Genomic DNA, 13954 nt, shown 5'->3' on the forward strand with positions numbered 1-13954 from the left:
ATCGCGGACGTACCGACGGGTCAAGCGGTGCATAACTCCGCGAACGGACCGCGAAGGTATTTGTCCGGTCGTCCGATACGACAGTACGATGTACGACTTCGCCGTCGTCGGCGTCGGTCCCGCCGGCGCGCGCTTCGCGCGGCGCGCCGCCGAATCGGGATACGACGTCGTCGCCTTCGAGAAAGGGTCGGTCGGTACTCCCCTCGCCTGTTCCGGGCACGTCAGCACGGACATCTGGGAGTACGTCCCCGAGGAGGCGAAAGAGCGCCTCCTCCAGAACCGCGTCTACGGCGCGAACTTCCGCGTCGGCGGTCCAGACACCCGCGCGTACCCGTTCTACAAGCGCGAGGAGGTGTCGAACGTCATCGACCGGGTGGAACTCGACCGGACGCTCGCCGACTGCGCGCGCGACGCCGGCGCGGACGTCCGCGAGGGCCACACCGTCACCGGCGTCGAGGAACGCCACGACGGCGTGGAACTCACCGTCTCCTCGGGCGGCGAGACGTCCGCCGTCGAAGCGAAGATGGTCGCGGGCTGCGACGGCCCCATCTCCCGCGTCCGGCGCGCCGTCGGTCTGCCGGAACCGGGGGAGACGCTCCACGGCGTCCTTGCGTTCGACGACGAACCGGACGACGGCGACTTCGTGGACGTCCTCCTCACGGTGCCGCGCTTCTTCGCGTGGCGCATCCCGCGGGGCGACGCCGGCGTCGAGTACGGTCTGGCCGCCCCGCCGGGCGCGGAGGTCAACGAGATGTTCGACGCCCTCACGGGCGCCTACGACGTGGAGACGGACCACTTCTGCTCGGGCGCGATTCCGATCGGCCCGCCGGACCGGGTGACGACGCGCCGCGTGTTCCTCGTCGGCGACGCCGCCGCGCAGACGAAACCGTTCACGGGCGGCGGCATCCTCTACGGCATGACCGCCGCGGACTGCGCCGTCGAGACGATTTCGCCCGACGACCCCGCGACCCTCCGCGACTACGAGTCGGCGTGGCGCGAGGAACTGTCGAGCGAAATCGCCCTCGGCCACTGGATTCGCCGGGCGTACTCGCTGCCGGAGTCGGTCCAACAACTCGGATTGCGGGCGCTCTCGGGCGAAATCGCCGTCCACATGGACAAACCCACCTCGTTCTTCTCGCGGGACCACCTCGCGAAACTGGTCGGTCGCTGAGTTACTCCGTCTCGGACGCCTCGTCTTCGAGGTACGTCGGCACGCGCGCCGAGACGGCGCTTCCCTCGTAGAACGGGAGCGTCTCGCGCGTCGCCCCGACCGTCTCCTCGCCGACGCGGACCGAGAGCGTCGCCGAGGGGTCGAGGTCGTACTCCACCACCGCGAGGGCGATTGGCGTCCCCACGGACGGCCCCTCCGCCGCCCGGGTCACCTCGCCCACCTCGTCGCCGCCCGCGAGGACGGCGTCGCCCGTCGCGGGCAGTTCCTCGACGGCGAGGCCGACGAGGCGGGAACTCGGCTGCCCGCGGTTCTCGACCTTCGAGACGACCTCCTGACCGACGAAACAGCCCTTCTCGAAGTCCACGGCGTTGCGGACGCCGAGGACGTTCGGCAGGCGTCCGGCCAGTTCCGTCTCGAAGAGGGGGGTTCCGGCCTCGGCGGTGAGGCTCTCCCACGTCGCGTAGCCGAACGGCGCGGCGCCCGACCCTTGCGTTATCAGCGTGTCGAACACGCGTTCCGCGGCGTCGGCGGTGCAGACCACCTCGTACCCCTCGTCGCCGGTGAGGCCGTCGTTGGCTATCACGGTGACGCCCTCGCCGCCGATGACGCCCCGGTCGAACGTCAGCGCCGGTTCCGGCGCGGCGGCGTTCTTGAGGACGCTCGCCACCTTCTCGGTCGCCTGCGGGCCATGGACGCCGAAGACGCCGAACTCCCCGGACGCCTCGCGGACGCTCACGTCCTGAATGAACACCTTCTCGGCCCAGTCGTCGGCCAGCGGTTCCGCGCGGTCCGGCGGCGTGAAGCAGAGCAACCGCTCTCCGGCGTTGTAGACGTACATATCCGTCTCGACGCGCCCCTGCGGGTCCAAGAGCAGGGCGTAGACCCCCTCGCCGTCGTCGTCGGGGACGCGGTTCGAGACGGCGTTGTCCACGAACTCGATCCGGTCGTCGCCCTCGACGACGACGACGCCGTACCCCATCTCGACGATGCCCGCTCCGTTACGGACCGCACGGTGCGTGACGGCCGGGCGACCGTAGTCGCGCACGACTCGCCGGCCGCCTCGCTCCTCGAACGTCGCACCGTGGGCCGCGTGTAACTCCTCGACTACCGTCATCCCGTATCACTCCGTTCCCCTCTCTGAAAACGTCCCCGTATCGCGTCGCTCACAGCCCCAACTTCTCGCGGACGGCGTCGAGGAAGTTCTGCTCCTCTTTTCTCTCCTCTTCGGGGTCGGGAATCACCCGCTCGTCCGGGAGGATGACGACCCGTTCGCCCTGGTTCTCGACGGAGATGAGGTCGTCGTCTTTCAGATTCGCGAGGGCGTCCTCGATGGTGTCGATATCGGCGTCCACCGCGGCGCGCAACTCGAAGACCGTCATCCCGTCCTCCGCACGGTCTACTAACGCATCGAGTACGTCCACCTCGATGTCCCGTCGGTTCTGGAACTCCCGCCGCGCTCTCATAGCGCGTACAACGTCCGCGGGTGGTTTACCCTTACCGCCCGTGTCGGGGTAAGTGTGTGACTACCGCCGGCACGGGTTCGTCTGCCGCGCGTCCGACGGAGGGGGTACATTTTAGTCGCTGAGTTTCCGAAAAGCGGGTAATGGGACTAAAGTGCCGTCTACTCGGGCACGAATACGGGGACCCCGAGCTAGAGCGCGAACGCCAGGAGAACGGCGACGAAGTCGTCGTTACGATTCGGGAACTGCAGGTCTGTGAACGGTGCGGCACCGAGCATCTCGTCAGCGAGAACAAGGAAGTGACCTCGATTCGGTCTCCCTCGGAGGTCGGACTCGGCGAAGGCGGGGCGACGAGGGGACCGGCCCGAGGGGCGGCACCGACGTCCGACTCCGCGTCCGCGCCGGGCGCGACGCCCGGCGGTCCGGAACCCGATACCGCCGACCCCGCCTCGCACATCTCCGAGGCCGAACCGAACGCCTCGCACGCGAACGCCTCGCCCGGCGACGGATCGGCGGGCGAAGCCGACGCCGACGCTGACGCCGGTACCGGGTTCGCGGACGACGACGACGATTTCGAACCGCCGACGGACCCCGAGGAGGACGACGCCGTCATCCTTGACGACGACGGGGAACGCGACCCGACGCAGTGGCCCGAGGAGACGGAGGCCGACCCCGCCGCGGCGGCCGAGGAGTCCGCCGCCGCGGAGGACCTCCCCGAAGACCTGCCCAGAGACGGCGACGGCGAACCGGTGACCGACGACGCGGAACTCATCGACGCCGGTCCCGAGACCGACTCTCGATCCGACTCCGGTTCGGACGCGGACGACGCCACGGCGGCCCGCGGCCACGGCGAGTGGCCCGCGCGCGAGGAACTGCCCGAAGACGAGGGCGGTTCGAACGCCCCGTGGCCCGAACACACCGGCGAGGACGAAGGGTTCGACGCGGAACCGTCCGACGGGACGCCCGCCGAGGTGGCGTTCGGCGGCGGTCTGACGCCCGAGACGAACGGCCACGCGGAGGCTCACGGCGAGACCGACGGCGCGGTCGGCGGCGACGACGGGTTCGCCCGCGCCGAGAACGAACTCGACCTCGAAGCCGACGTGCCCGACGAACGCGTGGAGTTCTACTGTCCGAACTGCGACCACGCGCGCACCGCGGGCGCGTCCTCGATGCGCGCCGGCGACATCTGCCCCGAGTGCAAGCGGGGGTACATCGCGGAGCGCCACCTGTAGGCGTCGTACCGACCGATTTCTCTCACCGCCGACGCCGACGCCGGCGGGCCGTCACCGGGAGCCGACGCGCCGACCGTTTCTCGCCGAGCGACGGCCGTCGCCGCGCCCGCTGAGCGGACTGACACACAGACGCAGACGAACCGAGTGACGAAACAGGTAAACCATCCCCTGTCAAATCACGGGCCATGAAGCAGTACAAGATGCGTCGCGGGGAGACGCTGGAGGAACGCGTTCCGGACCTCAAAGGGTTCATCGAAGAGTACTTCGGCCCCGTTTCGGGGACCGAAGAGTACGACGGACACGAACTCTACGTCGTCGGAGAACCGAAGAACCCCGTATTCACGCGCATCGTCGCCGGTGCGGCGGAGTACAGCGGTAAGAAGGACAAACTCGCTGTCCACTTCGAGGAACGCAACGCCCAGGAGATCCTCGACAAGGGACTCGAAGATCACGCGCAGGACGCCGTCAACGCCAAGAACGAGTTCCTGCTGGAAGCGACCGGCCGCGACGCCAAGTCCCGCCGCGACTCGATGAAGCGGGAAGTCGAAGACGACGCGCCCGACTACTGATTTCTCGCGGGCGACGTTCGTCCGTTCAAAGTCGTTCGGGGAGCCATCCGCCGTCGACTTCGACGTTCTCTCCGCTCAGGTAGCCGCTGTCCTCGTCGAGGAAGAACATGACCGCGTGAGCGACGTCTTCGACGGTGGCCCACCGCCCGCGGGGGGCGTCCTCGGGGAACTCGTCGGACGTCTCCACGACGTACGGCGACACCGCGTTGACCGTGATGCCGTCGTCCATCGTGTCGTTCGCGAGCATCCGCGTGAACATCAGGACGCCCGTCTTCGCCACGAAGTACGGGAAGTTCTTCGGGTAGACGAGGGCCTTCTCGCTCCCCGCGTAGCCGACGTTGACGATTCGCCCCCACCCCTGTTCCCGCATCGCCGGAAGCGCCCGCTTCGAGCAGAGCACCGTGCCGTCGAAGTTCGTCGCCATCACCTCCCGCCACTTCTCCAACGGGATATCCTCCCAGTGACTCGGCGCGAAACTCCCCACGTTGTTGACGAGGACGTCCACCGTCCCCAACGCGGATTCGACGGCGGCGAACATCTCGTCCACCGACTCGGGGTCGGTCACGTCCCCCTGCACCGTCGTCGCCGCGGGCGCGCCGCGTTCTCTCGCCTCGCGGGCGACGTCCTCGGCGGCGTCTTCGCTCGTGTGGTAGTTGACGGCGACTGACGCGCCCCCTTCCGCCGCGGCGAGGAGGATGCCGCGTCCGATGCCGCGGGAACTCCCGGTGACGAGTATGGTTCGGTCCGCTAACTCCGGCGTGAGCATGGATTCTCCATCGCCGGGGCGGCCGAAAGAACCCACGGACGGCGTAAGCTACATACTGTTAGCACGCCTCACGACAACCGGCCCTTCCCGACAGACATTGAAATATTTATCCTGATACGAGTAAAAATGCCCGACATTGTTAAGGCCCGTCAGGTGGAAGGCGTAGTATGGCTCTCGAAACCATCCTCCTCGCCGTCGGACACGGCGACCGAGACCGAATCGACCGACTGGCCGAAGAGACGATAGACGTGGCGGGACCCGCCGGGGCACGAGTTGTCCTCGGGCACGTGTTCACGGACGCGGAGTACGAGGAGACCATCGACAACTTGGAGTTCGACCGGGACGCGGAGAACCTCTCGGCGGACGCGGTGGCGGCCAGACACGCCACCATCCGGGAACTGCAGAAGTACTTCGAGGACGCCGGCGTCGAGTACGAGGTGCGCGGCGCGGTCGGCGAACACGGCGAGTCCATCGTCGAACTCGCCAAAACCGTGAACGCGGACCGGGTCGTCGTCGGCGGCCGTCGCCGGTCCCCGGCGGGCAAAGCGGTGTTCGGAAGCGTCGCCCAGGAAGTCATGCTCTCGTCGCCCTGTCCGGTGACGTTCGTCCGGGCGGACACGAACTGACGACGGCGCTCCCGTCGGTCGATTCGACGCCGATTTGTACGCACCGACGAGGGGTACCAAACGCTGGTAAGAACCCGCTTAGTTAAGTACCGCGGAGACACCAATCCGAACAATGGCCTACTACGTGGGCGTCGACCTGGGCGCCACCAACGTCCGCGCGGTCGTAGCCGACGACGAGGGCACGATCATCGGTTCCGCCATCGACGGGACGCCCCGCGGTCCGACCGGAATCGCGGTGACGGAAGCCGTCCTCCGCGTCGTCCGCGAGGCGTGCGACGACGCCGGCGTGGAACCGAACGAGGCGACGGCCGGAGGCATCGCCTCCATCGGCCCGTTGGACCTCGCGGAAGGGGCGGTCGAGAACCCGGCGAACCTGCCGGACACCATCGACCGGATTCCGCTGACCGGGCCGATCTCGGTGCTCCTCGACACCGACCGCATCTACCTCCACAACGACACGAACGCGGGCGTCATCGGCGAACGGTTCTACAGCGACAGGAACCCCGACGACATGGTGTATCTCACCATCTCCTCCGGCGTCGGCGCGGGCGTCTGCGTCGACGGGGAGGTTCTCTCCGGGTGGGACGGTAACGCGGGCGAAGTCGGGCACATGACTCTCGACCCGCAGGGACTGCTGACGTGCGGGTGCGGCCACGACGGACACTGGGAGGCGTACTGTTCGGGCAACAACATCCCTCGGTACGCCGAGTACCTCTACAAGGACGACAACGTCGAGACGTCGATGCCGATAGAGGACGCCGACTTCTCCGCGGTGGACGTCTTCGAACACGCCGACCACGACGACTTCGCCGCCTACGTCGTCGACCAAGTCGGCCACTGGAACGCGATGGGCGTCGCGAACATCGTCCACGCGTACGCTCCCATCATCATCTACGTCGGCGGCGCGGTGGCCCTCAACAACCCCGAGAAGATTCTCGACCCGATACGCGACCGGATGGACGAGATGGTGATGTCGAACGTCCCCGAGATAGAACTGACGACGCTCGGAGACGAGGTTGTCGTGCAGGGGGCAGTCGCGAGTGCGATGACCGGTGGCACCGGCGACCGGTCTCGTCTGTAGGGCGCGAGGATTCGCCGGGGTCACCGCAGGTACGGGTGACCGGTCTCGTCTGTAGGGCGACCGCCTCTCGAACCGAAGACACTCCTTATCTCTCTGCGTACCTCAGTGCGATTCATGCGACGACGCGACGCCCTGAAAGTCGCCGGGTCGATGCTCGGCGTCGGCGTCCTCGGGTCGGCGGCGACCGGTTCCGCCGCCGCCCACCCCGGCCCGTACGAACCGTACGGCCACATCGATTTGGAGGGTGCGAAGGAGGCGGTCGTCTCCCCCGACGGCGACGTGGCGTACGTCGCGACGACGACGGGGTACGCCGCCGTGGACGTCTCCGTCCCGGACCGGCCGCAGGTCCTCGCGGACGTGCGCGACCCGATGTCGGAACACGAGGCCGGCCCCCTCCGGCAGATATACGACGTGAACCTCGACGCCGAGGCGAACAGGCTCGCCGTCGTCGGCCCGGCGAACTCCCGCCCCGGCGCGGTTTCGGGCGTCCTCCTCGCGGACGTGTCGGACCCCGCCGCGCCGGAACGCGTCGCCTTCTTCGAGACTGACTACTCGATTCACAACTGCTTCCTCCGCGGCGGCGTCGCCTACCTCACGGGCAACGACGGCGCGGACAACCCCCTCGTCCTCCTCGATACGGCGTCCGGCGAGGAACTCGGCCGGTGGGCGCTCTCGGACGCGGACCCGACGTGGGGCGACGTGGACTCCTCGCTCAGACCCCTCCACGACGTGTTCGTCCGCGGCGACGTGGCCCACCTCGCACTCTGGGACGCCGGCACGTGGCTGGTGGACGTCTCGGACCCGACCGACCCCGCCGCCGTCGGGAGCGTCGAAGCGCCGGACCCGACGACGCTCTCGTCGCTCTCGCCCTCGGAGACGCGCGGCCGACCGATAGCGTCGCCGGGGAACCACCACTACTCGGCGACCGACGAGTCCGGTGACCTCCTCGCCGTCGGCAAGGAGTCGTGGGCGCGCCGCGCCGGCGCGACGGACGCCGCCGACGGAACTGGCACCGCCGAGGGGGAGTCCGTCGGCGGGCCCTCGGGAATCGACCTCTGGGACGTGTCGGACCCCGCCGCGCCCGAACGCCTCTCGACCATCGCGCCGCCGCCCACCCCGGATCCGACGTACGGCGGCGTCTGGACCACCGCCCACAACTTCGAGATTCGGGACGGGCGACTGTACTCGTCCTGGTACCAAGGCGGCGTGAAGCGTCACGACGTCTCCGATCCGCGGAACCCGAGGCAACTGTCGTGGTGGCGCGCCCCCGAGGAGACGTGCTTCTGGAGCGCGCAGTTGGCGACGCCCGGCGCACGGGAGGGGTTCTTCGTCGCCTCCAGCATGGGCGTCGACGACGTTCCCGGCCGCCTCTACACGTTCCCCGACCACGCGGGGCAACAGGCCGACCCGCCGACGCTCGTCGCCGACGAGGGCGACGAGGCGACGACCGAACCCGTCGTCGTCACCGCGACGGACCGGACGGAGGGGTCGTCGGCGACGACGGCGACGCAATCGCCCGGCTTCGGCGTCGTCGTCGCCGCGGGGGCAGTGTCGCTCGCGGGGTGGCTTCTCCGGCGTCGAACCGGCGGGGGCGGAGATGACAGCGGAAAAGACACGCGTCGTTCGTGACACACATCGCTTCGAGTCGAGTAGCCGCGAGTACAACCGCAACATACCCGTACGTGCGGCACGAAGTACCGTGCAATGAGTGACGATGGCGAATCCGGGGAGTCGCTGAAGGAGCGCATCGAGACGTGGATGACCGGACAGATGCCCATCATTCAGATGCACGGGGGCAACAGCGTCGTCCGGAAGGCGGACCCCGAGAGCGGCGAAGTCGTCATCGAACTCGGCGGGTCCTGCGCCGGGTGCGGAATCAGCAACATCACCGCGGACAACATCAAGTCGGACCTCATCATGGACTTCGACGAGGTGACCGACGTACAGGTGAAGGTGCCGAGTTCCGGCGACCACGGCAGCAGCACCGTCGAAGGGGGGCGCGGGGGCGAACTCCAGTACGGCAACGAGTCGCCGAATCACTTCTAAACCCACCTTTTTACGCCTCGGGTTCGCTTCGCTCACCCTCGGCGTGAAAATCTGGACCAAAAAGCGCCGCGAGACTCAGGCTCCGCCCTCGCTCGCGGTACAGATATAGAACTCCGCCCCACGAGTCAGCGGACAACGCTACTCTCCCGACTTTCGTCTCCGAACGCCGTTCAACGCCCGGCGCGGTACGCGACGGACTTGTCCACGTCTATCGGGAGGATCTGCCCGGCGACGACTTTCCGGACGAAGTAGCCGAAGAAGCCGAACGTCGCCGCAGTGCCGAAGGAGGACAGAATCGCCATCAGACGGCCCGCGGTCGCTCCGTTCGACAGCGTCAGTCCGACGACCCAGACCCCCCACACCGCCGCTCCGAGGGCGGCGAGGAGGAGGAGGTAGCCGAACGCGCCGCCGACCGCCGATTTGAGGCTCATACGCCCCCCTTGCTCGGTTCTCGTTAACTCCTTTGTGGTGCCCGTATCCGTCGGATCTCTCTCTCGGCCGAGGGCGCGGCGACTGACCGCGGGACGACGGAAGAAAACCCGTCCGAGGGGCGATGTGCCGTTCAGGTCGAGACGGAGTCGCAGTTCCAACCGGGGTCCCGGCCGGTGCGGGCGATGAGGTCGGACCGACACGCCGGGCAGTAGTCGGGCGCGTCGGATTCGCTCCGGGGGACGTACACCGCGCCGCCGCACTCGACGCACGCGTCGTCGACGATGGTCGCACAGTCCGCACAGACGTTGAAGTCGTCGACCGTGAGGTCGCGCAGGGGTTCGAGTTGTTTGTCCAAGGTGTACTCGTCGATGACCGTCTGACAACTGTGACACGGCTTCATGGCGATACGATGTGATACATGAAATCACACCACATATATCTATGCTTCGGGGAGTCGGCGGACTCGCCGTCGCCCGTCGGACGAACCTCGTTCCGAGGGGGCGGTCAGCGAGGCGCGAGTCCGACGCCCTCGGCCAGTAACTCGTGAGAGCGGAGGGCGTCGTCGTGGTCGGAGACGACGTGCTGAATCATCACCTCGTCGACGCCGACGCGGTCAGCGAGTTGCTCTAAGAGGCCCGAGAGCGTCTCCGGACTCCCGGAGATGGCCCGCGGCCACTCGTCGTCGTCGAGCGTCGCGGGCGTCGGTTCGGGGACGCCGCCGAGTTCGTCGATGGCCTCCTCGACGGACGGGGTGGTGCCGACGACGCCCCGTTGCATCCGCTTGAACGACGCTTCGGCCACCGCTCGGAGTCGCGCCGCCTCCTCGTCGGTGTCCGCGCAGACGGCGTTCACCGCGACCATCCCCCGCGGGTCGTCTCTCCCGCCGGCTAACCGAGACGGCCGGAACCGCTCGCGGTACTCCTCGAAGGAGTGGGCGGCGAACTGCGGCCGGATGAACGCCGCGAAGCAGTAGCGCAGTCCGAGTTCGGCCGCGATGGCCGCACTCGACGGACTGGACCCGAGCACCCACGGAACCGGCTCGTCCGCGCCCGAGCGCGGAATCTCCAGTTCGCCGTAGGCGTGCCCCTCCGGGTAGGCGTCGTAGAGGTGGTTGACGACGGCTTCGACCTTCTCGGCGTGGTCCTCGTCGGGGTTCTCGACGTGCCGTTCCGTCCCGAGGGCGCTATCGACGGCCGGCGATCCGTTCGCCCGACCCAGTCCCGCGTCGACGCGCCCCGGCGCGAGGGCGTCCAACGCGCCGAACACCTCCGCGACCTTGAACGGGCTGTAGTTGTTGAGAAGCACCGCGCCCGACCCGAGTCGGATCGAGTCGGTTTCGGCGGCGAGGTGGCCGAGCAACACCTCGGGCGTCGTCCCCGCGAGGGTGTCCGCCATCCCGTGGTGCTCGGCCACCCAGAACCGGGTGTAACCGAGCCGTTCGGCCTGCTTCGCGGCCTCGACGGTGTTCGCGTACGCGTCCGTCGCGGTGCCGTCGTCGGGGACCGGAGAGAGGTCGACGATAGAGAGGTCCATGTCCGAACTCGGGGACTCCGGGAGAAAACGGTTGGGCTAGCAGAAACTCCTCGCTCACTCCGAGAGCGCCGTCTCCAGACTCGCCGCGACGGACCGCGCCTTCTCGGCCAACGCCTCCGACACCTCGCCCTCCGCGACAGCCTCGTCCAACTCGTCGTCGTCCACGCGTTCGACGGTGCCGTCGGCGCGCTTTATCACGTCCACGTGGAGGTCGACGTACCGAACCTCGTCGGGGAAGCACTCGACGGGCGTGCAGACGTTGACGTACGTGCCTTTCACCTCGCCCTCCGCGCTCCGGTAGACGGTCGGGTACCACCACCGACCCTCGCGGAACTTCGTGAGGGCCGTGTCGCCCGACTCCCGCGGGACGTCGAGGGCGTCGTACGTGCCGCCGCCCGTCAACTGTCGCTTCACCGAGACGGTGCCGTCTCCGTCCCACTCGACCACCTCGCCGCGGCCGAGGGTGATGTGCCGCCCATCGGGTTTCCCGTGGCCGATGCCGACGGTGTCGCCCTCGACGGGGCCGAACTGCCGCGTCACCACGTCGAAGGGGAACTCCCCCGACGGGTCGCAGAGGGCCTCCGCCAGATCGACGCCGGCGCTCGCCGTCTCCGAGGCGGCCTTCGTGCGGTGGTGGCCGGGCATCGTCGTCGTCACCTCGCGGCGGTCGGCGTCGAGTTCGAACCGGGACGCGCGGCCGAACCACACCCACTCGCCCGCCCCGGCGCGGGCGAGTTCCCGCGCGGGTTCGACGTTGTCCTCGCCGTCGAGCGCGGAATCGAGCGTCTCGGCCCTCTCGGCCGCCCGTTCCAGCGACGCGCGGAGGGCGTCCATGTCGGCGTCCGTCGCCGCGTGGGACCACTCGATGCCCCACCCGTCGGGCGCGGAGACGCCCAGCAGGTCGGTCATCCCGGCGAGTTCCCGCCCGGCCGCCTCGTCGCGCGTGTTCACGGTCACGCCGTCGTCGCCGCGGACGAGAGTCGCGAGTCCGCCGCGGGCGCGCACCCCCGTGTCGAGTCGCGCGCGCCGGTCGTTCCACGGCGGTTCGGACTCCCGAACCTGCACGCGCACGGCGTCGCCCTCCTCGACGTGGCGGTCGGTCGCTCGGAAGGGGAGAAAGCCCTCGACGCCGTCCCCGAGGGCGCACATCGCGCCGGACCCGCGGGTGTCGGTCACCCTCGCGTCGAACACCGCGCCGCGGGGGGCGGGGTCGTCCCACGCGAACGCGTCGATGCCGACGCCGCAGAGGTGCGACGCGACGGTTTCGACGGTGGCGGAAGCGCCGTGGACGCCGACGCCCTGCCTGTCGTCCGTCGTCTCGACGGTCACCTCGTGGTGGCCGGTGCCGAACTCGGCGTCGAAGCGGTCGCGGATGGGTTCCGACGCCTGCACCACCTCGTACCCCGCGTCGAGAAAGCGGCGCGTCAGGGCGGTGGTGTAGATGCCGCGAACCCGGACGCGAACGGGGTCACTCCCGCCGTCTGCGTCCTCGCTCATCGCAGGTCGTCGGGGTCGCGGGCGAACCGCACGCGGTCGTGGACCGTCGGGCCGAGGGTGAGTTCGACCTTCCCCTCGGAGAGGACGCGGCCGTCTTCGACGTACGCGCCCCACGAGTCGAACCGGAGGTACCCCCGCAGGTCGCCGCCGTGGGTGTACAGGTCGAGGTACTCCACGTCGTGTTCGTGGATATCGCCGCTGCTGTGTGCGCGGTCCATGTCGGAGTGGACCGGCCCCTCATCGAAGAACGCCTCCAACGCGTCCGCGTCGCGGCGAACCGCCTCGGCGACGGCGTCCGACGCCGCCCGAATCTCCTCGTTCGAGAGGCCCGCCTCGCGGAGGGCCGCCTGCGTCCGTGGGTCGAAGTGCATGGGTCGGCGTTCGCCCTCCGACCCTTTCAACTACCGTGGTTGCGGTCGTCCAGCCGGATTCGACCCGCCGTCGCCGGACGCCGTCCGGCGGGCCGACGAACTCCGTTCGTCCCACCCCGACGGCCGAAGAAATTAGGCGGCGTCAGACGCATCTTCGGACGATGGCTAAGAGAGACCCGGTCGAGAGGGCGTCGGGTAACGACGCCGACCTGTACGACATCTCCACGTGGGAGGAGCGGACGTCGGTGGACGGCCTCGCGGTGTTCATCTACCGCATCCTCGCGGGGTCGGCCCGCATCGCGGTCGTGTTGATAGCGTTCCTCCTCCTACTCGGTATCGGCGGCCTCGCGGCCATAACCGACCCGCAGACGGGGATTCTGACGCTCCTCTCGGCGATACCCGCGCTCGGACTCGCCGCGTACGTCTACTACAGCGACGCGACGACGAACGAGCCGTTGTCTCTCCTCGTCGGGACGTTCCTCTTGGGCGTCCTCACGGCGAACTTCGCCGCCGTCCTCAACGGCGTCCTCAAGCCGTTCTTCGGCGGCCTCGGGTTCGTCGGGACGGTTCTGTTCTTCTACATCGTCGTCGGTCCGGTCGAGGAGACGGTGAAGTTGCTCGCCGTCCGCCTGTACGCCTACACCGACGAGCGATTCGACTCCGTCGTGGACGGCGCGGTGTACGGCGCGATGGCCGGCCTCGGCTTCGCCACCATTGAGAACGCCCTGTACATCACCCGCGAACTCCCGTCGGAGGGACTCGACTTGGGCCTCGGCCTCATCGGCGCGGGCGGCGGCATCACCGCGGTTCGCGCCCTCGCCGGACCGGGGCACGTCATCTACGCCGGCATCGCGGGCTACTACCTCGGCCTCGCCAAGTTCAACCGCGGCGCTCGCGGGCCGATAATCGTCAAGGGTCTCCTCATCGCCACGTTCGTCCACGCGACGTACAACACGACGGTGAGCATCGGGTCGGCGCTCATCGCCTCCATCACCGGCCTCGGAAGCCTCACGTCGTTCTTCGCGTACATCATCATCTACGACGGCATCTTCGGCCTCTACCTCCTGCGGAAGGTCAAGCGGTACAGCGACGCCTACGACAACGCGAACGCGACGGGGTACGGCGACCAATCCCCGAGAAGCGAATCGACCGAGTTCGAGTGACGCCCCC

At 68.6% G+C, this 13954-nt stretch carries 16 protein-coding genes; 8 read left to right on the plus strand and 8 right to left on the minus strand.

Annotation, left to right across the window (positions count from 1 at the left end):
- Window positions 1-88: 88 nt before the first annotated feature.
- Window positions 89-1171, plus strand: coding sequence for a geranylgeranyl reductase family protein (locus ACZ522_RS13090; protein WP_379698790.1), 1083 nt, complete (start codon window positions 89-91; stop codon window positions 1169-1171).
- Between the two features lies 1 nt (window position 1172).
- On the opposite strand, the gene ygfZ is transcribed toward ACZ522_RS13090, so the two are convergent.
- Both ygfZ and ACZ522_RS13100 read right to left on the minus strand, forming a co-directional pair.
- Complete coding sequence (ygfZ, locus tag ACZ522_RS13095) at window positions 1173-2285, minus strand: CAF17-like 4Fe-4S cluster assembly/insertion protein YgfZ (protein WP_379698788.1); 1113 nt, start codon at window positions 2283-2285, stop codon at window positions 1173-1175.
- 49 nt (window positions 2286-2334) lie between these two features.
- Entirely contained in the window at window positions 2335-2634 is a 300-nt protein-coding gene (locus ACZ522_RS13100; RefSeq protein ID WP_379698786.1) for a DUF6432 family protein, read from the minus strand.
- 140 nt (window positions 2635-2774) lie between these two features.
- Between ACZ522_RS13100 and ACZ522_RS13105 the strand changes: the two genes are divergently transcribed.
- Window positions 2775-3863 (plus strand): DUF7093 family protein, encoded by a 1089-nt coding sequence (locus ACZ522_RS13105; RefSeq protein WP_379698784.1) that lies wholly within the window; start codon window positions 2775-2777, stop codon window positions 3861-3863.
- A 185-nt stretch (window positions 3864-4048) separates the two neighbouring features.
- The gene (locus tag ACZ522_RS13110) at window positions 4049-4432 is read left to right on the plus strand and encodes a DUF5611 family protein (protein WP_379698782.1); all 384 of its coding nucleotides are present in this window, start codon (window positions 4049-4051) and stop codon (window positions 4430-4432) included.
- A 25-nt stretch (window positions 4433-4457) separates the two neighbouring features.
- On the opposite strand, the gene ACZ522_RS13115 is transcribed toward ACZ522_RS13110, so the two are convergent.
- Window positions 4458-5198 carry an SDR family NAD(P)-dependent oxidoreductase gene (locus ACZ522_RS13115; RefSeq protein ID WP_379698780.1) on the minus strand — a complete coding sequence of 247 codons (741 nt, stop codon included), beginning with the start codon at window positions 5196-5198 and terminating at the stop codon, window positions 4458-4460.
- A 167-nt stretch (window positions 5199-5365) separates the two neighbouring features.
- Between ACZ522_RS13115 and ACZ522_RS13120 the strand changes: the two genes are divergently transcribed.
- The 4 genes from ACZ522_RS13120 to ACZ522_RS13135 all read left to right on the plus strand — a co-directional run bounded on the left by ACZ522_RS13120 (window position 5366) and on the right by ACZ522_RS13135 (window position 8951).
- Window positions 5366-5824: a universal stress protein gene (locus ACZ522_RS13120; RefSeq protein ID WP_379698778.1), complete on the plus strand. Its 459-nt coding sequence runs from the start codon at window positions 5366-5368 to the stop codon at window positions 5822-5824.
- A 112-nt stretch (window positions 5825-5936) separates the two neighbouring features.
- A complete protein-coding gene (locus tag ACZ522_RS13125; RefSeq protein WP_379698776.1) occupies window positions 5937-6905 on the plus strand; it encodes an ROK family protein in 969 nt (322 codons plus the stop codon).
- A gap of 114 nt (window positions 6906-7019) precedes the next feature.
- Window positions 7020-8534: an LVIVD repeat-containing protein gene (locus ACZ522_RS13130; protein ID WP_379698774.1), complete on the plus strand. Its 1515-nt coding sequence runs from the start codon at window positions 7020-7022 to the stop codon at window positions 8532-8534.
- Window positions 8535-8609: 75 nt separating this feature from the next.
- Entirely contained in the window at window positions 8610-8951 is a 342-nt protein-coding gene (locus ACZ522_RS13135) for a NifU family protein (RefSeq protein WP_379698773.1), read from the plus strand.
- Window positions 8952-9121: 170 nt separating this feature from the next.
- On the opposite strand, the gene ACZ522_RS13140 is transcribed toward ACZ522_RS13135, so the two are convergent.
- From ACZ522_RS13140 to ACZ522_RS13160, 5 genes are all read right to left on the minus strand, one after another.
- Complete coding sequence (locus ACZ522_RS13140; protein WP_379698771.1) at window positions 9122-9382, minus strand: hypothetical protein; 261 nt, start codon at window positions 9380-9382, stop codon at window positions 9122-9124.
- Window positions 9383-9513: 131 nt separating this feature from the next.
- Entirely contained in the window at window positions 9514-9783 is a 270-nt protein-coding gene (locus tag ACZ522_RS13145; RefSeq protein WP_379698769.1) for a DUF7571 family protein, read from the minus strand.
- 104 nt (window positions 9784-9887) lie between these two features.
- Window positions 9888-10916 carry an LLM class flavin-dependent oxidoreductase gene (locus ACZ522_RS13150; RefSeq protein ID WP_379698767.1) on the minus strand — a complete coding sequence of 343 codons (1029 nt, stop codon included), beginning with the start codon at window positions 10914-10916 and terminating at the stop codon, window positions 9888-9890.
- 54 nt (window positions 10917-10970) lie between these two features.
- Complete coding sequence (locus tag ACZ522_RS13155; protein WP_379698765.1) at window positions 10971-12413, minus strand: ribonuclease FAU-1 family protein; 1443 nt, start codon at window positions 12411-12413, stop codon at window positions 10971-10973.
- A complete protein-coding gene (locus tag ACZ522_RS13160; protein ID WP_379698759.1) occupies window positions 12410-12784 on the minus strand; it encodes a DUF7532 family protein in 375 nt (124 codons plus the stop codon). The genes ACZ522_RS13155 and ACZ522_RS13160 overlap by 4 nt, the downstream gene beginning before the upstream one ends.
- Before the next feature lie 161 nt (window positions 12785-12945).
- Between ACZ522_RS13160 and ACZ522_RS13165 the strand changes: the two genes are divergently transcribed.
- The gene (locus tag ACZ522_RS13165) at window positions 12946-13947 is read left to right on the plus strand and encodes a PrsW family intramembrane metalloprotease (RefSeq protein ID WP_379698757.1); all 1002 of its coding nucleotides are present in this window, start codon (window positions 12946-12948) and stop codon (window positions 13945-13947) included.
- Window positions 13948-13954 lie beyond the last annotated feature (7 nt).

The sequence above is a fragment of the Halopelagius fulvigenes genome, assembly GCF_055398025.1.